Origin of the sequence: Bacillus sp. Au-Bac7 (assembly GCF_021341655.1) — a bacterium.
Taxonomy (GTDB): Bacteria; Bacillota; Bacilli; order Bacillales; family Cytobacillaceae; genus Niallia.
The window spans coordinates 473584-494156 of sequence record NZ_JAJTTG010000003.1 but is presented as its reverse complement, the minus strand read 5'-3'; the positions used below and the strand labels follow the sequence as shown (position 1 = coordinate 494156).

18 protein-coding genes, 1 pseudogene and 2 riboswitches are annotated in these 20573 nt (G+C 38.9%); of the genes and pseudogenes, 13 read left to right on the top strand and 6 right to left on the bottom strand.

Annotated features, from left to right (window positions below; genetic code table 11):
* Positions 1-173: 173 nt before the first annotated feature.
* From cstA to LXM54_RS15435, 3 genes are all read left to right on the top strand, one after another.
* A complete protein-coding gene (gene cstA, locus LXM54_RS15445; RefSeq protein ID WP_233316091.1) occupies positions 174-1979 on the top strand; it encodes a carbon starvation CstA family protein in 1806 nt (601 codons plus the stop codon).
* 223 nt (positions 1980-2202) lie between these two features.
* Positions 2203-2937: an SDR family NAD(P)-dependent oxidoreductase gene (locus LXM54_RS15440; protein WP_233316090.1), complete on the top strand. Its 735-nt coding sequence runs from the start codon at positions 2203-2205 to the stop codon at positions 2935-2937.
* Between the two features lie 71 nt (positions 2938-3008).
* Positions 3009-3431, top strand: a complete 423-nt coding sequence (locus LXM54_RS15435) for a MarR family winged helix-turn-helix transcriptional regulator (RefSeq protein WP_233316165.1) — start codon at positions 3009-3011, stop codon at positions 3429-3431.
* Positions 3432-3497: 66 nt separating this feature from the next.
* Here the strand turns inward: LXM54_RS15435 and LXM54_RS28540 are convergent, their stop codons facing one another.
* Entirely contained in the window at positions 3498-4112 is a 615-nt protein-coding gene (locus LXM54_RS28540) for a methyl-accepting chemotaxis protein (protein ID WP_442780494.1), read from the bottom strand.
* A gap of 159 nt (positions 4113-4271) precedes the next feature.
* Positions 4272-4796, bottom strand: a pseudogene (locus LXM54_RS28535) (protoglobin domain-containing protein); the annotation flags it as partial.
* A gap of 208 nt (positions 4797-5004) precedes the next feature.
* Between LXM54_RS28535 and LXM54_RS15425 the strand changes: the two are divergent.
* The 3 genes from LXM54_RS15425 (at position 5005) to LXM54_RS15415 (ending at position 8193) form a co-directional block, all read left to right on the top strand.
* Complete coding sequence (locus LXM54_RS15425; RefSeq protein ID WP_233316088.1) at positions 5005-5412, top strand: hypothetical protein; 408 nt, start codon at positions 5005-5007, stop codon at positions 5410-5412.
* Position 5413: 1 nt separating this feature from the next.
* Positions 5414-6067 (top strand): PspA/IM30 family protein, encoded by a 654-nt coding sequence (locus LXM54_RS15420; protein ID WP_233316087.1) that lies wholly within the window; start codon positions 5414-5416, stop codon positions 6065-6067.
* Between the two features lie 200 nt (positions 6068-6267).
* On the top strand, positions 6268-8193 hold the full coding sequence (locus LXM54_RS15415) for an FUSC family protein (protein WP_233316086.1): 1926 nt from the start codon (positions 6268-6270) through the stop codon (positions 8191-8193).
* A gap of 38 nt (positions 8194-8231) precedes the next feature.
* Here the strand turns inward: LXM54_RS15415 and LXM54_RS15410 are convergent, their stop codons facing one another.
* Positions 8232-8630 carry a DoxX family protein gene (locus LXM54_RS15410; RefSeq protein ID WP_233316164.1) on the bottom strand — a complete coding sequence of 133 codons (399 nt, stop codon included), beginning with the start codon at positions 8628-8630 and terminating at the stop codon, positions 8232-8234.
* Positions 8631-9046: 416 nt separating this feature from the next.
* On the opposite strand from LXM54_RS15410, the gene LXM54_RS15405 reads away from it, so the two are divergent.
* From LXM54_RS15405 to LXM54_RS15395, 3 genes are all read left to right on the top strand, one after another.
* Positions 9047-10075, top strand: a complete 1029-nt coding sequence (locus LXM54_RS15405) for a polysaccharide pyruvyl transferase family protein (protein ID WP_233316085.1) — start codon at positions 9047-9049, stop codon at positions 10073-10075.
* Positions 10076-10257: 182 nt separating this feature from the next.
* The gene (locus LXM54_RS15400; protein ID WP_233316084.1) at positions 10258-11721 is read left to right on the top strand and encodes a protein adenylyltransferase SelO; all 1464 of its coding nucleotides are present in this window, start codon (positions 10258-10260) and stop codon (positions 11719-11721) included.
* 109 nt (positions 11722-11830) lie between these two features.
* Positions 11831-12511 (top strand): YdeI/OmpD-associated family protein, encoded by a 681-nt coding sequence (locus tag LXM54_RS15395; RefSeq protein WP_233316083.1) that lies wholly within the window; start codon positions 11831-11833, stop codon positions 12509-12511.
* A gap of 29 nt (positions 12512-12540) precedes the next feature.
* Here the strand turns inward: LXM54_RS15395 and LXM54_RS15390 are convergent, their stop codons facing one another.
* Positions 12541-13245 (bottom strand): DUF421 domain-containing protein, encoded by a 705-nt coding sequence (locus LXM54_RS15390; RefSeq protein ID WP_233316082.1) that lies wholly within the window; start codon positions 13243-13245, stop codon positions 12541-12543.
* Positions 13246-13407: 162 nt separating this feature from the next.
* Here LXM54_RS15390 and LXM54_RS15385 point away from each other — a divergent pair, with 162 nt between their 5' ends.
* From LXM54_RS15385 to LXM54_RS15375, 3 genes are all read left to right on the top strand, one after another.
* Positions 13408-14670, top strand: coding sequence for an ATP-binding protein (locus tag LXM54_RS15385; RefSeq protein ID WP_233316081.1), 1263 nt, complete (start codon positions 13408-13410; stop codon positions 14668-14670).
* Positions 14671-14680: 10 nt separating this feature from the next.
* Positions 14681-15574 (top strand): response regulator, encoded by an 894-nt coding sequence (locus LXM54_RS15380; protein WP_233316163.1) that lies wholly within the window; start codon positions 14681-14683, stop codon positions 15572-15574.
* A gap of 139 nt (positions 15575-15713) precedes the next feature.
* Positions 15714-16988 (top strand): cation:dicarboxylate symporter family transporter, encoded by a 1275-nt coding sequence (locus LXM54_RS15375; RefSeq protein ID WP_233316080.1) that lies wholly within the window; start codon positions 15714-15716, stop codon positions 16986-16988.
* A gap of 55 nt (positions 16989-17043) precedes the next feature.
* Here the strand turns inward: LXM54_RS15375 and LXM54_RS15370 are convergent, their stop codons facing one another.
* Entirely contained in the window at positions 17044-18186 is a 1143-nt protein-coding gene (locus tag LXM54_RS15370; protein ID WP_233316079.1) for a 5-methyltetrahydropteroyltriglutamate--homocysteine S-methyltransferase, read from the bottom strand.
* A gap of 140 nt (positions 18187-18326) precedes the next feature.
* A riboswitch (SAM riboswitch) is annotated at positions 18327-18426 on the bottom strand.
* 151 nt (positions 18427-18577) lie between these two features.
* A complete protein-coding gene (locus tag LXM54_RS15365; protein ID WP_233316077.1) occupies positions 18578-19336 on the bottom strand; it encodes an SDR family NAD(P)-dependent oxidoreductase in 759 nt (252 codons plus the stop codon).
* A gap of 129 nt (positions 19337-19465) precedes the next feature.
* Here LXM54_RS15365 and LXM54_RS28300 point away from each other — a divergent pair, with 129 nt between their 5' ends.
* Positions 19466-20290 (top strand): methyl-accepting chemotaxis protein, encoded by an 825-nt coding sequence (locus LXM54_RS28300; RefSeq protein WP_282581410.1) that lies wholly within the window; start codon positions 19466-19468, stop codon positions 20288-20290.
* A 162-nt stretch (positions 20291-20452) separates the two neighbouring features.
* Positions 20453-20552: riboswitch (cyclic di-GMP riboswitch) on the top strand.
* Positions 20553-20573 lie beyond the last annotated feature (21 nt).

Below are 20573 nucleotides of genomic sequence, written 5' to 3'. Positions count from 1 at the left end.
TTTAAAAGGGCCTTTTTTTGTTGATTAGTTATTCTGTCTTAGCAGTCTTAAGTCCGTTTGTCCTAATCCCTAAAATATGACAATACTCGATATTGAAATAAAAAATGAAAACGTTTACTATAAGGTAGTATATACATGTAATAGCAATAATTACTGAAGGAGGCTGAAATGAAATGAATGCAATTACGATTGTAATTGGGACGATGTGTTTCTTAATGATTGCGTATCGTTTATATGGTACTTTCATGGCGGTTAAGGTAATGAAGCTAAAGGAAATGGAAGAAAGAAAAAAGACTCCTGCTCATGAGCTCAATGATGGGAAGGATTATGTGCCGACAAATAAGTGGGTTACCTTTGGGCACCATTTTGCGGCAATTGCGGCAGCTGGCCCCCTTGTTGGTCCCATTTTGGCTGCTCAATTTGGTTATTTGCCAGGACTGCTTTGGCTGTTAATTGGGGCAGTTATCGGGGGAGCGGTTCATGATGCAGTTGTGCTTATGGCCTCCATGCGTAAGCAAGGAAAGTCTTTGTCCGAGGTTGCCAAAGAGGAGCTAGGTCCAGTTGCCGGCTTCTGTACAGGACTTGCCATGCTGTTCATTATTACAATTACGATGGCAGGTCTTTCAATGGTTGTCCTTCATGCTCTTGAGAGAAATCCGTGGGGAACATTCGCAGTAGGTATCACTATTCCGATTGCGATGGGTGTTGGTTTATTTTATAAAAAGACAGGAAATTTAAAGCTGGCCAGCACAGTGGGCTTTATTCTCCTTATGATCGGTGTTTTTATCGGTCCCTCTATCCAAGAGACTGCATTAGGAGAGTTCTTGACATTTGACTCAAAAACATTGGCAATCATCCTGCCGATTTATGCTTTTTTTGCAGCTGCTCTGCCAGTATGGCTGCTGTTGGCTCCAAGGGATTATTTAAGCAGCTTTATGAAAATTGGTGTTTTTATCGCTTTAATTATCGGTGTGTTCATTATAAATCCAGATGTACAAATGCCTGCCTTTACTGAATTTATTCACGGCGGCGGTCCAATCATTGCAGGACCTGTTTGGCCGTTTATTTCTATCACCATTGCTTGTGGTGCCATATCCGGTTTCCATGCCTTCGTAGGTTCTGGAACGACTCCGAAAATGCTTGATCGCTGGCAGGATATAAAAATAGTCGGGTTCGGCGGCATGCTTGTTGAATGCTTAGTAGCAATTATGGCTTTGATTGCAGCCGTTTCCCTGCATCCAGGAGATTATTTTGCCATTAACTCAACACCAGAGGTTTTTAAAACATTAGGAATGTCTGCCGTTCATTTGCCAGAATTGAGCCAGGAAATTGGTCTGGATTTGGAAGGCAGAACGGGAGGGGCTGTTTCGTTAGCTGTCGGAATGACCTATATTTTCACCAGCATTCCTTGGTTTGATAATTTAGCACCGCACTTTTTCCAATTCGTTATTATGTTTGAAGCGGTATTCATTTTAACCGCTATTGATGCTGGTACTCGTGTGGCCCGCTATTTAATTCAAGACTTTTTCGGTGAAGTTTATAAGCCGCTGAAAAGGGTCGATTGGATGCCTGGAAATATCTTTGCCAGTGCATTAGCATGTGTAGCTTGGGGGTACTTATTGTATTCAGGGGATATCGGTTCTGTTTGGGCATTATTTGGTGTGTCTAACCAGCTGATGGCATCAATTGGCTTAATTGTTGGAGCTACTGTTATCTTGAAAATAGCTGATAAACGCTCTTATATGCTTACATGTCTTATCCCGCTTGCTTATCTTTTTGCTACAGTAAATGTGGCAGGCTACTGGATGATTACTAATGTCTATTTGAATCCAGAAGCGGCTGGTTATAATGTCGTCAACGGTGTTTTGTCGATTATTATGCTTATTCTCGGAATTATAATTGTAGTGGCAGCCATTAAGAAGTGGGTGGAAATTTGGAAGACTCCAAGTTTAAGAGGAGATAAATACCTTTCTGCTTAATTTAGAGGAGAGCCTGCATTCATTTAAGCAGGCTCTCTTCATTTTATTTGGCTAGTTTAAATTAATTGCTGAAGAAAAGTCATTCTGTTATTATTTAGATGTCTATTATTTAGATATCTAAATAATAATACGGAGGCAGTTAATCTCCGCTGTTAAAGAAGATTAGAAATAATATTTAGATGTCTAAATAAAAAACGAATGACAGTTAGGAGTGTATATAAAGATGGGAAGATTAGAAAATAAAGTAGCAATCATCACTGGTGGAGCATCAGGCATTGGTGAATGCATGGTCGATTTATTCCAGCAAGAAGGTGCGGTGGTAATTGCTGCAGATATTAATGAGGCAGCACTAGAAAAGGTAAGCCAAAAGGAAAATGTGTATGGGATGAAATTAAATGTAGCTTCCGATGAAAATTGGCAAGCGTTGGTGAAAGAAGTGATAACCAAGTTTGGAAAGATTGATATTCTCGTAAATAATGCGGGTATTTCTTCTGAAAAAATGTATAAGGATATTAATTTTGAAGACTGGCATAAAATGCTTTCCATTAATGGATATGGTCCTTTTGCAGGGATTAAGCATGTTGCTCCATACATGGCAGCTCAAAAGAAAGGTTCTATTATCAATATCTCATCCTATACAGCTCAAATTGGTCAAGGCTTTAATCATTATTCTGCATCTAAAGGGGCAGTTCGTGCTTTCTCTAAAGCAGCGGCTACAACCTTTGGACATGATGGTGTACGTGTAAATGCACTTTTTCCGGGCATCATTGAAACACCAATGACACAGTCCTTGAGCACTTCTAGAGAATTGCTTGACCGATTAATCCAGGCAACACCTCTTCAACGGCTGGGACAGCCTAACGATATCGCGAAAGCCGCATTGTTCTTTGCCTCAGACGACTCGGATTACATTACAGGTGCAGAATTAGTGATTGACGGTGGATTCTCAGCTCAGTAGTAATGTATGATAAGAGAGTTCCTGAATAAATTCAGGAGCTTTTACACTTATCGAAAGCAGGGATATGATTGATGGAAGAACAAACTATTTTCGAGATTATTCATAACATGGACAAGGTTACCAATAATTTAATCATTCAGTGGAATAAAATGTTTAATGAGGATCTTGGCATATCCCATATTCTTGTTCTCAGCCATCTGGAGAAAAAGGGAAATAGCCGTCCATCTGATATTGCGAAGGCTCTAGGTTTGACTCCGCCCACCTTGACACATTTATCAGAAAAACTAGTGCACAAAGGATTGGCCATAAGAATTGTAGATGAAACGGATCGCCGAATCATTTATTTAGGAATTACAGATAAAGGCAGTGAGATAGTAGTTAAAGCCCACCAAGAAGGGCAAATGCTCCGCCGAAACTTGTTTGAAAAACTGACAGAAGAAGAACGATTACAGATGTTAAAGATATTTGAGAAGCTGAATGACGCACAAGCTTAGAGAAAGGGAAAAGACGAATAAAAGTCAATTATTCGTCTGCTGATTTATTCCTTTTGTTTATATAGATTAATACCCTTGCATTGTCTGGTTTAAATCATCTGCCAGTTCAGCTACTTTAGAGCCGGCTTCGCCAATTTCTTTTAAAATATTAGAGAAATTACTCATTTCTTTATTGTTTTGCTCATTTTTTTCGGTGCTTACGATGCTTGCTGACAGAATTTCATCAAAGCTGTTCACTGTCTCTTGAACATTCTGATTGGCTGATAAGGTTTTAGAGTTTACTTCATTTATTTGTTTCACCACATCTTCAATCTGCTTTGTAGTAGAAAGAACTAAATTAGTAATATTGCTTGAAGATAATTTAGTCTGCTCAGCAAGTTTTCTTACCTCTGCTGCTACGACAGAAAATCCTTTTCCATGTTCCCCAACTCTTGCAGCTTCTATGGCAGCATTTAGAGCAAGAAGATTTGTTTGCTCTGCAATGGATGTAATTACGGCCACGATATCACCAATTTCCCTTGAGTTAGCTTCAAGTGAACCTACACTAGTCTTAATTTCATTGACACTATCTTTCAATGCCACCGTTTCTTCTATAACTTGATCGAGCTGCTTTCTTCCTTTTATAGAAGATTCGGATGTAATGATAGAGGATTTCAAGCCTTCATCCAGTTCTGTTTTCATGTTTTCAGAGCGGACAACCACATCGGCAACAGATGCGCCAACTTCCTCTGACATTGCTGCAAGCTCCTCTGTAATAGACCCAATTGTTTCTTTTACTTGCTGCTTTGCTTCCATTTCCTTCTTCACAGAAGCTTCGTTTTGCAGCTCTTGTAGATAAGAAAGGCACAGCTGCAGCTCCAGATTATAAATTTTTGTAGTGACATTAGCAGCTAAGATAAGGCTGTCTACATCATCTTTATAAACTTCCTTTAAAAGGTCAAGAATGGTGCTAACAAAGACAGCATTTGTACAAAGATACCAACGAGCCTCTACACCTACCGCTAAATAATATTTTGAGATGTTCATTCTTCGTTCTGCGAATTGGTCATCTATGATTCCATCAAAAAAGCCAATTACATATTCTTGACATCCAGCCAAGTCTACACCGATTGAAGTCATGTCCACTACCTTGCGTATGCCTGGATTAGCATGATGATAAATAGGATTATAGATGGCCTCAATATTTTCTCGAATGAAGGGCTGCAGTACTCTTGCTACTGCTAAATCGTCTAATGTGAGATTAATTACTTCCAGCTGCTTAAGAAGATTAGCTTCTTTTTTTATATCTATTAAAACATTGTCCCGTTCCTGCTCAGCAGCCTCTCTTAAACTGCTTGCTTTTTGTTTTTTTGCAAAAATATTCATGTATACCACCCCTGTGAAAATTAAATGTGTCCGAACTATTAGGAATTATTTACATGTAATATATCGGTAAAAATAATTATTTTTAAATAGTAGCTCGTTGCTCCTGTCTATCAACGAAAAAACTTTTACATTCTTTTTTGCTTTCACCGACTTTTCACCAAAGACTATTAAACTACAAACTATCAACAGGAAAGGTGGAAAGAAAACAATGAATGCTAGAGTTAAAAAAAGTATTTTCTGGGGTGTGTTAATTGCCTCCATCCTATTGGCAATTAGCATCATCAAAAATCTGATTGGAGGGGCCGCCGCACTTGCACACGGTTATGGATTCGGCGGAGGCATGAGACAAGGCGGATTTGGTCATAGCCAAATGATGGGTGGTTTCCACCATGAACCAAGTTTTTCTTGGCTGGGCATTTTATTCTTTGTAATCATAGCAGCTGCAGTGATCACATTTGTGATTAAACTTTTCAAAAAGAAATCACAATCATCATCTGTTGAGAACTTCATTAATACATCAGCTATGAGTACACCTAAACCGTCAGTGAACGTTAATAATGCTTCTATCTTAGATGAATGGGAAAAAAATAACACAAACTCAAAGGAGAGACTATAAAATGGGTATTTTTAAAAGAATAAAAACAATGGCAAGTGCTGATATTAACGGATTGCTGGATAATATGGAAGATCCAATAGCAATGTTAAATGAATATACGAGGGAAATGGAGCAGGAGCTTGGCAAGGCGCAAGCAGCACTATCCCGCCAAATATTCGTAGAAAATAAACAAGCAGCACTAATTGGACAAACGAAAGAGTTAATAGAAAAACGAACACATCAAGCTAAGCTTGCTCTTGAAAAGGGAGAGGAAGGGATTGCGAGGCTTGCTGTACAGGAAAAAATCAACCATGAGCACCAGCTTAGTGTGTATGAGCAGCAGCTAGAAGCAATAAAGGAGCAAACAATTATCCTCAAAGACAAGTACAATGAACTGCAAGTAACATATAATGAGCTTCAGCATAAAAAGATTCTGCTGGCATCCCGTGCAAATGTGGCAAAATCAATTAAGCAAATCCAACAGGTGTCAAGTTCCTTTAACGCAGACAATGTAGTTAGAGGCATTACAAGAGCGGAGGAGAAAATCCTGTTTATGGAAGCGGAAGTACAAGCAGGAGGCTTTACAAAAGCTCCGCTTAACAGCTTTGCTGCAACAAGCTTCACAAATGTCAGTGATGAGGAAGTTTCAAAAGAACTAGCGAAATTAAAGGCATAAAATAAGGAAAGACCTCTTCATTTTGAAGTGGTCTTTCCTTATTATTTTGGAATATCGTTCCTGTTAAAAGGAATACTAAGCTCATGGCGCAAAGCTTTCACCCATATGCTCGCCGCTCATTATGATACACTAAATATAACCTCTTTAATCCTCTAATAATCCTTTCTATATGTATTTTTACACAAAGGAGTTTTGCAAAAATGAATAATTCTGATGAAAAAGTTTCTTCTAAAATCTATTTTCAGAAGGTGTTTGCAGTTTTTAAACAATCCTTTAAGGTGAGCAAAAACCCATTTCCATGGCTGAAGGCTTTTTGTGCCGGCTTGGCCGCTTCTTTGCCTGTATTCATTGGTGTTCTTTTCGGCAGTTTTGAATATGGTTTACTGGCAGGAATAGGGGGATTCACCTATTTATATGTATTTGATATTCCATATGTCCAGCGAGCAAAAAAAATCTTTTTTGCCCTGTTAGGAATCACATTTTCCGTGTTTATCGGTACCATATTAGCACCATATCAAGCTTTGTCTGTGCTAATGCTGGGAATAATCGGTGCCGTTTCTGTCTTTATTTTTGGTGCACTGAAAATAACCGGACCATCTGCGCTGTTTTTTGTACTTTGCTTTGCGATGGCAACTGGCATGCCTGTAGATCCGTCTTTAGCTCTAATGCGTGCAGGCTTTGTATTTTTAGGAGGTGCTTTATCGTGGGCTATTGCAATGTTTGGCTGGTTCTTTCAGCCTCATGACCCTGAAATAAAGGCGGTGAAAAAAGTTTATAGTGCACTTGCAGAATTAATGGAAGCTGTCGGCACAGGTGGTATTAATAATGCCAAGCATAAAGCTGTTACTGCTTTGAGCGAGGCGGAATCCGTCCTGTTTGCTGGTTATTCTTCTAAGACGGCGACATTATTGTGGAATCAATTATTTCTATTAAATGAGCATGCCAACGCAATTTATTCCCATCTTGCCAGTATATCTACACAAACTAAAATTCCACCTGAATTTAGTGCAGCGGTGCAGTCTATCTGTGCAATGATAGGTTCTGGGAGAAGCAGCAATAATTTAGATTTTCCTGATTATAGGAATCAAGAGTTCGAGGAATTAGTACATAAAATTAATGAGGCCAATAGTATCCTTAATCGAACAGTTGAAAAGTTACAGCATGACGTAAAGCTAGTGAAACCACCTTTAAGGACAGTACTTTTAGGAGCCTTTGATAAGAACTCTATTGTATTTCTATCCTCCATAAAATATGGAGCAGTCTTGATGATAGCAGCGCTTATTGCTTATGCTTTTCCTTTTGAAAGAGCTTATTGGATTCCACTGTCCTGTGCAGCAGTCATGTCAGGTCCAACAATAATTGCGACATTTCATCGCGCAGTCCAAAGAATGATTGGAACAGTCCTTGGTCTGTTTATTGCAGGAAGTATTCTCTTGACGGTCCATAATGGCTATATAGTTGCTCTTCTTATCCTCTGTCTGACCTTTTTAACAGAACTGTTTATTGTTCGTAATTATGGATTAGCTGCCATATTCTTTACAGCTTCAGCTCTGACTATGGCAGAATATTCTTCCCAAATGTTTGATTACTCCTATTTTGCAGTTGTAAGAGCCACTGATATTTTAATCGGAAGTCTTATTGGTCTTGCTGGGGCACTGCTGATTGGCAGGAAATCAGCTTCAAATTTATTGAATCACTTTATTGCCAAAACAATCAGAAGCCAAAGTCAATTACTGGTGGCACTGTTTGCTGAAAACAGCGGGCTTGAATATGCAAACAGCAAAGAGAGAAGTAAAATGCAGACAAATCTTACAAACTTAATGACAGTTTACCAGTCGGCATTAGGGGAAGTGTTTATAAACAAAAGTAGGCTGGAAGCATTATGGCCTGTCATTTTCTCTATAAAGCAGATTAGCCATTATTTAATTGTATGTTTAAAGTCTGAGCAGAAAGAGGATTTTCCTGAGAAGGAGCTCGCTCAATGGCTTTATGTCATGGAAACAATGGCAGTGTCTATTGAGAATAATATGGTGCCGGCAAAAAAGCAACTTCCTGTTGTTGCAGGCTTTGCTCAGCTGCGCAACGAAATGCTTGATTTACAGAAGGGGCTTCAACATATTGAGTAATAAATAAAAAGCTGGCGGCTGCCAGCTTTTTTTATGTATTATGGTTGATAGAATAAAACGTAGTCACCAGGTCCAGTTAAAGCTACACCAATAGCGACTGCAATTAAGACGAAATTGTATTCAAATCCACCTTCCGTCATCCAGTAGCCATTTTTGCCATGAACAGCGATTATGGCATCAATCATAACGATGACAATCATTGCTGCTCCGAGCCATGTAAGAGCACCTGAAGCAAACAGGAGTCCGCCGATAAGCTCGAACAATCCTGCCAAGGTTGCCCAAACTCTCGCCCCTTTTTCAAGACCAATCGTCTTCAGCCAGTTTCCAGTTCCAGTGATGCCAGTACCGCCAAACCAGCCAAACAGCTTCTGGGCACCATGCCCGACAAAGGTCAAGCCAACTACAAGGCGAATAATTAAAAGCCCGATATTTACCATTGCGATATTATGAGCCATGCCTCTACCTTCTTCCAATATATGTTTATCGTTATAGAATGATCTGATAGCTTAGTATATGGACAAATGGTCAAGATTATACGACTAATAGACCGGAGAACATTATTCTTCTAAAATATGTTCCGCCAGTTGAGAAAAGCAATCCATTCACCATTCTTTTCCCTAATAAGCCTTAATCTAATCACATTAATACCCATAATCAAAAAGCTATTTAAATAACCAGTTGTAATTATAAACATTCCTTTTTTTGAAAGTAAATAAAATTAGTCGGAAATAGATACATTTTACTAATATATTATCAAAACGAGTAAAGCACACCTCTTAAAAAAAATGCATACTTCCTCCCTTAAAGGGTAAAGAGCTTCTATGAGCAACTTGTTTGATTGGAGGTAGCAACAATGAATACAGAAACTTTAACAGGAAAATTAGTAAAGGGAATTGCACCGAATGTTGATCCGCAAGCTTTGTTAAATGACAAAAGAAAGGTGTTCTTATTCGGTTCACCAAGCTATACAAACATTGGTGATCAGGCGATTGCTTATGCGGAGGAAAAGTTTATAAAAAATCATTTCCCTTATTATGAGTATATTGAAATTATGGATTATGCAACAGAAGAAGGGATAGAGCTAGTCAAAGAGATAATCAAGGAAGATGATATAGTTTGCTTTACAGGCGGAGGAAATCTCGGCAGTCTGTATTTGGAAATTGAAGAAGACAGACGGAAGGTATTTGAAGTATTTAAGGACTATAAAACCATTTCCCTTCCACAATCTGTTTATTTTGAAGACAACGAGGCAGGTAATGAGGAAAAGAAAAAATCCCAAGATGCCTATCATCAAAACCGAAATTTAACGATTGCGGCAAGAGAGTCACAAACTCTTGATGTTGTTAAAGAAACATTTGATTCGAATGTTATTTATACACCAGATATGGTTCTTTCCCTTGATATCGTGCCGAAAGAGCTGGACAGAGATGGAGTATTGTTTATATTAAGGGCAGATAAGGAAAAAGTGACCGATGAGAATTTTATTACTGAATTGATGGCATGGGCAGAAAAAAAGGGTCCTGTGGAGCGAACAGATACTGTGCTCTCAGAAGTAGATATGATTGATTATGATGAACGAGAGAAGTATTTTCTGAAAACACTCGAAAAAATCGGTTCGAGCAAAATAGTAATAACAGACCGATTACATGCGATGATTTTTTCCATCATTACCAAAACCCCATGCTTAGTATTCGGTAATAGTTACGGCAAAGCAAAGCATTCCTATACAGACTGGCTTCATGGGCTAAACTTCATTGAATATACAGATACACAGAATATTAGTGAGCTGGAAAAGCTGGTTGAGCAGCTTATGCAGGCAGAGCCGAATCGTGTTCAGCTAACAGACGATTTCCAGCCTTTAAAGGATTTCTTCGCGAACTAACATAAAAAAGGGGGCTGCCAAAAGGCGGCCTCTTTGGTGGGTGAATTATAGGAATAAAGCATCCGTGTAAGTTATTTCAATTAATAAGCCAGAATCAAAGCTAACACTCCTAGCTAACAGTATAATAAGTGTATGGATGTAAACATTAGTAAAGAATATTACTTCGTTAAAAAGGAGATATCATGACAAAAAGCAATGAAGCTGGATGGAACTTAGATAATAGCTATGCTCAACTGCCAGAAATGTTTTTTACTAGAACAAAGCCGACCCCAGTAGCAGCTCCCAAGGTTATCTTTTTCAATGAAAGACTAGCAGCAGATTTAGGATTAAATGTTCAAGAGCTTCAAAAACAAGAGGGCGCAGAGGTTTTCGCCGGAAATGTCAATCCTGACGGTGCAGATCCACTGGCTCAAGCTTATGCAGGTCATCAATTCGGCTATTTTAACAGACTTGGAGATGGTCGTGCCATCCTTTTGGGAGAGCAGATTACTCCAGCTGGAGAGAGGATTGATATTCAGCTGAAAGGCTCAGGCCGGACACCGTATTCCCGCGGTGGGGATGGTCGTGCAGCAGTCGGACCAATGCTTCGGGAGTATATTATCAGCGAAGCAATGCATGCGCTTGAAATCCCGACAACGAGAAGTCTGGCGGTAACGAAAACAGGTGAGCGCATCCTTCGTGAAACAAGGCTACCTGGTGCCATTTTAACGAGAACGGCAGCAAGCCATCTTCGTGTTGGGACCTTCCAATTTGCTGCTCAGTGGGGAACTGTAGACGATATTCGTTCTCTTGCTGATTATGCAATTAAACGACATTACCCTGAGCTGGAACAAGAAGAGAACCGATATCTGGCTTTGCTTGAGGAAGTGATTAAGAGGCAGGCTAAGCTTATCTCTCAATGGCAGCTTGTCGGTTTCATACATGGTGTCATGAATACAGACAACATGACAATCAGCGGCGAAACGATTGATTATGGACCTTGTGCGTTTATGGATGTTTATAATCCTAACACCGTATTCAGCTCGATTGATGTAGAGGGCCGCTATGCTTATGGAAACCAGCCGGTAATTGGCGGCTGGAACTTAGCCCGGTTAGCAGAAAGTCTGTTGCCGCTCCTTCATGAAGATGATGCTGTTGCACTTGAGATGGCGCAGCAAAAAATATCAGGCTATATGGATATGTATAAAGAGAATTGGCTTGCTGGGATGAGGGCAAAGCTTGGAATCTTTAATGAGGAGAAGGAAGACGAAGCTTTAGTTAACAGTCTTCTTGATTTAATGGAGAAATATCAAGCAGATTACACAAATACATTCCTGACACTTACCTTTTCTAAAAAGGATGATTCTGCATTGCTGGTAAGCGAGGAATACGAGCAGTGGCATAAGCGCTGGCAGGAAAGGCTCAACAGGCAGGAGGAAACAAAGGCTCAATCAGATGAGCTGATGCGAAAAAGTAATCCGGCTGTTATTCCTAGAAATCACCGGGTGGAGGAAGCGTTAGAGGCAGCGGTTGAGCGTGGTGATTACACAGTTATGGAGAAGCTTGCGGCTGTCATTACCAAACCATATGCGCATACTCCAGAGCAGGCTGAGTATGCAGAGCTGCCTGCGCTGAAAGCACCGTACCAGACTTACTGCGGCACTTAAAACATCTGTAATGCCTTGCATATATGAAGTGATGCTGCCTATAATGAGGGCAGCATCACTTCTTTTGTTTAATTGTAGTTATTCCCATAAGTAAGGAGTGTAGAAAGCAGTGGCTAAATCGATTACAGATAAACTTAACTTACATAAATACGAAAAAAAAGCAGTGCTGCATATGCCTCAAGATAGCGCGTATTTGGACGAGCTTAAAAATTATGGGACAGAGCTGGTGCCTGAGGAATCTTACGACTTGATATTTGCCTTCGTATTTAATATGGATTCCATGAAACAGCTTGCTTTGGAAGTTGTAAAGAACAGCTATCTTAACAAAGGCGGCTACTTGTTCTTTGCCTATCCAAAAAAGGGCAATAAGCTTTACTCAACCTATATTCATCGTGATGAAATATTGGGCGGACTTGGAGCGGATGCGGATGGATTTATCGGCAGCAGCAATATTAAATTCAGTCGGATGGTTGGCATGGATGAAACATTTACTGTCGTTGGCCTTAAGGAAGACTCTAAAATAAAAAATAAACCATCAACAAAGGCGAGTCAATGTGTGGATGATTATATAGAGGATATGGCACAAATTGAAAAAGACTTAAAGGATGATCCAAATCTGCTTGCGTTTTATCAATCTCTTACACCTGGATACAAAAAGGATTGGGCCCGCTATGTTTATAGTGCAAAGCAGGAGACAACAAAGGAGAAGAGACGGGAAGAGATGAAGGTCATATTAGGTGCAGGATTTAAAAGCCGTGACCTGTACCGAAGGGATAAGGCGAGCAAATAAAGATAGATAAAGGCAGTATAAGCTGGCCTTTATCTATAGAAGAAGATGGTTAAGTTATCCTTATTATCAATGGTAGCAAGCAGGATGTCTTTCACCTCTGCTTGATATAAGCTTTTTAAATTGTCCGTCAGCCAGTCTTCGTTCTTTCCGTGTATTTCCAGTTCCTTTTCACAAATGTGACCATCCCGTATAATCGTTTTAGGCAGGTCAAAAGAAGCTGTTGTCATTTGGAGAGAAGCTTGGGTAAGAGGTACGTATAACGGTTCAAGAAACACGGACATATTTCCGTTAGGCTCCCAGACTGCTAATGCTACTTTTTTTATGTTTTCCACTTGCTTTCCACGCAGTTCTTCAAGAAGGACATCAATGGAGATTCTTGCTTTTTTCAACCCTTTATAGACGATTTCTCCATTTTGAACAATTACAATGGGCTCTTTGTTGATTATTTTTTGAAACCATTGCCATTTCAGTATTAATTTTGTTCCGCCGAGATAAAGGACAGCAAGAACGAGCGTTGTCAGCATGGAACCTTTAAGTCCTAGTTTTTCATCTGAAAGAGGATGGGCAACTATATTTCCAATCATCAATGCAATGACAAAATCCATCAGCCGTAATTGGGATATAGTACGCTGCCCTAAGATTCTTCCAATTATCACTAAGAATATAAATGCAATAATGGCGCGGAGTATCCATTCAATAGCAGTTAGTGTTTCTTTCCCTTGGTAAAAATCCATTAATTACACTTCCTTATGGTTCATATTCTTAGTGTTACACGGATGTCTCCTTCATAATCAGAGACGTAAAAAAATTCCATAATAGCAATAACAGCAAAGATATTGGAGAATGCTATAATTAACATTTTCAAAGATAAATTAGATATATTTTAGGAGATATCCATGTTTGGAACTAAACTTTTCAGCAAACCCCCATCTAATTGGGCAGTAGTGGCACTTATCGCGATTTTTACTACAATAGCAAGTGAAGTAAAAGTTGTCCCTTTCCAAGGAGAAGCATTTCGTTTCGGTTTAGGCAGTATTACTTTTTTTATGCTTATTTTAATATGGTTGCCTAAAAACATTTTGAAGGCGGGGGCAATTACAGGATTAACAGTTGTAATTATTAGGACATTGGAAGATGTTGTTTTTCGAGATGAGCTATTTTTCCACAGCATAATTAGCCATATTCCTGCTTTTCTTTTTTATTTTACCTATGCTTTTGGCTTTCATCTTATAAAAGTGGAAAGATATAAAACAATGCCCTTCCATTTGGGGGCATGGGCCTTTCTTTTTGAATTTCTAGGTAATGGCGCTGAACAGCTTCTTCGTCATGAGATGGAAACAAATATCAATGTCGATTTTTGGAGCTGGGCACTCATGAGTGGAGTAGCTTTATTCAGAAGTTATTTTGTTGCGGGGTTAATTGCGTCCATCACTGTTTCTGAACAAAAAAAGCGAGTAGAGGAAATGCTGGGTGTCGGTTCAGAGTTATATGCAGAAGCATTATACTTGCAGAAATCAATGAATCATATTGAAAAGATAACCGCATCAAGCTATGAACTTTACCAGAAATTAAAGAAGAAGGAAGAGCTGTCATTAAGTATTCAAGCATTGAAAATTGCCCAGGAAATCCATGAGGTCAAAAAAGACTCCCAGCGAGTATTGGCAGGAATCTCGAAAGTTACTTCTCAGAAAAAGGAAACGAGTCTTACCCTTTCCGAGTTATTGCGGCTAGTTATTTTGGCAAATGAAAAATACGGGGAATTTTTAAAGAAAGCAATAAGCTTTCAGCTTAAGCTGTCTTCAGACTATGAAACAGATAAGCATATCCCTTTGCTTGCGCTTTTAAATAATCTTGCAGCAAATGCCGTTGAATCAATTGAAGGCAAAGGTGTTATTAAAATTCACTTATATGAAGCAGAAGGACAAACCTGCTTCGTTATTGAGGATACAGGAATAGGCATAAAAAAAGAGGATATCCCTATTCTTTTTGAACCAGGTTATACAACAAAATTCAATGAAAAGGGAGTAGCTGCTACAGGAATCGGTTTATCCCATGTTAAAGAAATAGTCCAAAAACTGAATGGACAAATACAAGTAGAAGCACCGGAAAATGGCGCGGTTTTTCGGGTTTCTATTCCAACGCAATGTTTAAGAAAGTGAGCTGATATTTCTGCGTTATTATATTGTTGACGATGACAAGGCGAGCAGAACCATGCTAAAGAATATTATTGAAGAGGAAGATCTCGGTGTGGCAATCGGTGAGGCTGATAATGGAAAGGAATGCTTGACTGCTATTATGACCATGCATCCAGATGTTGTTTTAATAGACTTGCTGATGCCGGAAATGGACGGAATAGAAACAATAGATCAACTTAAAAGAGAAGGTTTTGAAGGACAGTTTGTCATGATATCCCAAGTTGTAAACAAAGAAATGGTTGGTGAGGCATACAAAAAGGGAGTAGAATTTTTCATACATAAGCCAATCAACAAAATTGAAGTGCAAAGTATATTGAAGAAATTAGTTGAGCAGTGCAAGCTAAAGGAATCTCTGCTAACAATACAGGAGTCTTTAGCGAATATTGGCCTTGCGAACACATCCTTGCAAAAGCCGCAAAGCGTTAACCAAATCGTTTTATCTATTTTGAACTATATGGGCATTATTGGAGAAGCAGGCAGTGATGATATCGTTTCTATCATTGAATATTTGGTAAATGAAAGAGGACATTCACCGCAGCTGCCGCCTTTAAAGGAATTATATGAAAAGATTGCTGCAAGAAATGCAGCCGGCATTGAGGTTAAGAAAGAAACAAAGGCGATTGAGCAGCGTATCCGCAGAACCATTTTAACGGCTATTAATAATTTGGCATCACTTGGCGCCATTGATTATACGAATCCAGAGTTTGAGTATTATGCTCCCCGCTATTTTGATTTTCAGGAAATACGAAATCATATGATTCATATTCAAGAAGGAAAAGGCGATTCAGCAAAAGTGAAGGTTAACATAAAGAAATTCCTTCAAGTGCTGTACTTAGAAACTTTGGAAAAATATAATAAAACTCACTAGAATATTTAATAATTTTAAAAATTTAGATAGATTAAATTTACGATTAATTTAGGATTTTGTCGGATTTTATAAGTAGCCTTTATAATGTGTAGTATCCTGACTGTTTTCGTTAAGGTTAACACAAAAGAGGTGAAAATTAATGAAGAAAAAGTTTAAATTTACTTTAGCCTACCAGATTCTTGTTGGTCTGGTGCTGGGGATCATTGTTGGGGCAGTTTTTTACGGAAATCCTGGTGTAGAGAAATATTTACAGCCAATCGGAACTGTCTTCCTTAACATGATCAAAATGATTGTTGTACCTATCATTATCTCTACATTAGTAATAGGAGTTGCCGGCACTGGTGATCTCAAAAAACTAGGTAAGCTTGGCGGAAAATCCTTAATTTACTTTGAGGTTGTTACAACAATTGCTATTATCGTAGGTTTGCTTGCTGCAAATATCTTCCAACCAGGTAATGGTATTGATATGTCTTCCCTTTCAAAAGGAAATATCGACCAGTATGTGGAGACGACGGAGGAAGTGCAAAGCCATGGTATGCTGGATATCCTTGTCAGCATTGTTCCAAGTAATATTTTCCAAGCGATGGCAGAAGCTGATATGCTTGCGGTTATTTTCTTCTCCGTTGTATTCGGCTTAGGTGTTGCTGCAATCGGAGATAAAGGTAAACCTGTGCTTGCCTTCTTCGAAGGTGTAGCAGATGCGATGTTCTGGGTAACAAACTTTATCATGAAATTTGCTCCATTTGGAGTATTTGCATTAATTGGTGTTACTGTATCCAAGTTCGGTGTTGAATCACTGCTCCCGCTTGGAAAATTAATGATTTTAGTATATGCGACAATGATATTCTTCATCATCGTTGTACTGGGCGGAATCGCAAAATTAGTTGGTATTAACATTTTCCATCTTATGAAAGTATTAAAGGATGAAATGCTTCTGGCTTATTCAACATCAAGCTCAGAAAGTGTTTTGCCAAAGGTTATTGAGAAGATGGAAAAATTCGGATGTCCAAAAGATATTGTATCATTTGTAGTACCGACAGGCTATTCCTTTAATCTGGATGGATCTACTTTATACCAAGCATTGGCTGCCTTGTTCATTGCCCAAATGTACGGGATTGAATTGAGCATAACAGAGCAAATTACATTAGTGCTCGTTTTGATGGTCACATCAAAAGGTATTGCTGGTGTACCAGGCGTTTCCTTTGTTGTCTTGCTGGCAACGTTAGGGACTGTCGGCATTCCATTAGAAGGTTTAGCATTTATTGCAGGTATTGACAGACTTCTTGATATGGCCCGCACTGTTGTAAACGTAGTAGGTAACTCTTTAGCAGCGGTTGTCATGTCCAAATGGGAAGGTCGTTTTGATTCAAAACAAAAAGATAAGTATTATGCTACTTTCAAAAAAACAGCATAAGTTAGATAAAAACAGGTCTCTAAAACAGAGACCTGTTTTTTTATTATATATATTTTTATGCTCTGTCTGCATTTGCAGCAGCAGTTAAATTCTCTTCTTTATCTTCCCAAACTTCCTTAGCGATTTGAGCGATAAACTTCAGCTTTTCCCATTGCTGTTCTTCTGTCAGCTCATTACCGTGATGAGTTGATGCAAATCCACATTGCGGGCTTAAGCACAGCTGATCATGCGGGATATATTGCGATGCTTCTTTAATGCGGGCTTTAATGGCCTCTTTGTCCTCTAGCTCTCCTGTTTTTGAAGTAACAAGCCCTAGCACGACTTTCGGGCCTTCTTTAGGGATATGGCTTAAAGGCTGGAATGTTCCAGAACGCTCATCATCATACTCCAAGAAGAAGCCGTCAACCTTTTCCTTAGCAAGCAAGGTTGGGGCAATAATATCATAGCTGCCCGCAAAAGCATGGTCAGAGCGATAGTTTCCGCGGCATAAATGAGTAGTTACAGCTAAATCCTCAGGTTTTCCTTCTAATACCTCATTGATAACATGAAGAGCAAGTTCAATAAGCGTTTCCCGTGAATATTCACCATCATTGAAAGGAATATCTGGGGAAGAAAGTCCTGCTATGTAGACATCATCAAGCTGAAGATAGCGGACACCTGCATTATAGAAGGCTTGAATGGCATCTTTATATGTCTGAATAACATCCTTTGCAAATTCCTCAATAGTAGGATAAGTTTCCTGATCGCGGATACCAATGTTAAAAAGCTGGTTCGGACTAGGAATAGTTTGTTTTGCCACCGCACGTCCGCCAACAATCTCATTGAAAAGAACGAAATCCTTAATTTGAGTATGATCTGGATTGAAGGAGATTTTCCCTTTGTTACGAATAGTATAACGCTCCGTTTCCCCTCTGCTGAAAGGATATCCTTTATCAGGAATAAAGCCTTCAACTCCATTAAGCTGCTCTAGGAAGTCTGTATGCCAGAACCTGCGTCGGAATTCACCATCTGTAACAACGTCTAGTCCAGCTTCAATTTGCTTATCAACAATTCGTTTAATTTCGTTTGTTTCAATTTCATACAATGCTTCAGCTGTAATTTTGCCATCCTGGAAATCTGCTCTTGCTTGAAGAAGTGTTTCCGGACGAAGTAAGCTACCAACATGATCTGCACGGAATGGGATTGTTTTATTTGACATATAATTACCCTCTTTCTTTTATGATTCGTATTTTTTATAACGGTTGAACTCTATCAGATAAGGAAACTGCATAATAAAAATTAGCTAGTAAAAAACCCTCTTCTTATCATAAGAAGAGGGTTTGAATGAACTCATGTCTCTCCTTATCTTCAAGCATTGCTTTCTGGAATTAGCACAGTGTTAAAGTAACCTGTTGCTGAGGCTTCAAAGGGCCAGTCCCTCCACCTCTCTAGATAAGATGTTTTGCTATTCACTTTAAATAGATTAACTGTTTGCTAATCTTGTATATTAATTTAAATGGAAAAGGGGTATTTGTCAACTGAATTTTCAGAATAAATTTAAAAATATTTTACACACCAAAAAAGGAAGGAGCTACCCTTCCTTTCATTCATTATAGTGCAGTTAAACCGCCGTCGATTGGATAAACAGCCCCATTGATAATGTTTGCCTCATCGCCTAGCAAGAATACAACTAGGGCAGCAACTTCCTTAGCAGTTCCGTATCTTCCAGCAGGAATTCCGGATTCAACAGCTGCTTTTGCTTCCTCAGATCCTTGTGTAAAGCGCTCCATCATGCCAGTTGCTGTTGGACCAGGAGCAATTGCGTTGACACGAATGCCTTGTGCTGCATATTCGCCAGTTGCTGTTTTAGTTAATCCGATAACGCCATGCTTAGTTGCTGCATATGGACTAACACCTGGAGAGCCAACTAGGCCTGCATTTGATGCAGTATTAACGATAGAACCGCCGCCATTTTTAAGCATGACTTGCAGAACGTATTTCATGCCGTAAAAAGCACCTTTTAAGTTTATGTCCACAACTCGCTCAAACATATCCTCTGGATAATCTGCTAAAGGTGTAACAGTTCCTTCAATTCCAGCATTGTTAAAGAACATATCAATTGTGCCGAATGCCTCTACTGTTTTATCAACATAGTTTTTTACATCCTCACGTGCTCCAACATTTGCTTTAATGAAGATTGCTTCTGCACCTAAATTTTTAACAAGGTCTACAGTCTCGTTACCGCCTTGCTCTGAAATGTCGACTACGGCGATACGAGCTCCTTTTGCAGCAAGTAGAAGTGCTGTTTCACGGCCGATGCCGCTGCCTCCGCCTGTAATTATTACTGCTTTATCTGTGTAATTTGTCATATGTAAAAATCCCCTTTCATAGTTAATTATGCATAAAAACTTTTTATAAATAAACAATTCTGCTTTATTATTGGGTAAATTTACCGATATAATACATAGAATTTGTTTAAATAAAGGGGTTTTATATAATTGGATAACGTACAGGCATTTATAGCTTCTATACCATACTGGAAAATTATTATGAAAGAAGAAGTAATGATTACTGTTTTTGATCATGAAAAATACTTATACTACTCTCCGAGTTCTGATTTAAACTTTCATCACAAACCAGGGGATTCCTTGCCACCGTCATATTTAAATTATGCAATGGTGAACAAGTCAGGTACTACAATAGTGAAAGTACCAGAAGCTGAGTTTGGTATTCCTTTTGACAGCATTTCTTTTCCAATTAAAGATGATAATGGTACAGTTGTCGCAGCGGTAAATGCCGCAATCAGCACGAAGAAGCAAGAAATGTTTAAGCAAATAGTCACGGACATGGATACTATTGCTGATTCCTTATTAGGGAAAGTTCAGCAGATTGCTGCTCATTCAGAAGAATTATCAGCAACAGCTGAACAAATCTCCGAGAATACAAAGGAAACAGTAGAGCAGTCCACACAAATTACTGGTGTTACTGGAATGATTAAAGGAATCAGTGAACAGACAAATCTGCTTGGACTTAATGCAGCAATTGAGGCTGCAAGAGTAGGCAGCGCTGGTGCAGGGTTTGGTGTTGTAGCAACAGAAGTGAGACGTCTTGCTATCGATTCAAAAAATGCAACTGTCAACATTGAAGAGACATTAAACAAGATCAAAGAATCAATTGAGCAAATGCAGGATGACTTTACTGATATAGCGAAATCCTCTCATGAGGAAGCAGCTCTTGTTACAGAATTTATGTCAGAAATCGAGAATTTGACGGCTACATCTAATAAACTGAAGAAATATATGGAAGAATTTATTATGCAATAACCGCTGGCTTGGGACTTTATAGTTCCAGGCTTTTTATTTCTTTTAATCTGCTGAAAAATTTTCTTGTATTATTTAATAGTCCTATTATACTATTTAGGTGAAGAGGTGGTAAAAAAGTACTGGTTAACAAACTTTTTTAACATTTTAGTAATAAAAAATTAAAAGTGAAAAGGGCAAATCATGGGAAACTGTGAGACGCAAAGCTATGGGCCTAATACATATCATTTGTTCAAAATTGATATGATGGCAGCCGGTTACCACAAGAAGTCATAGTTGGCATTTT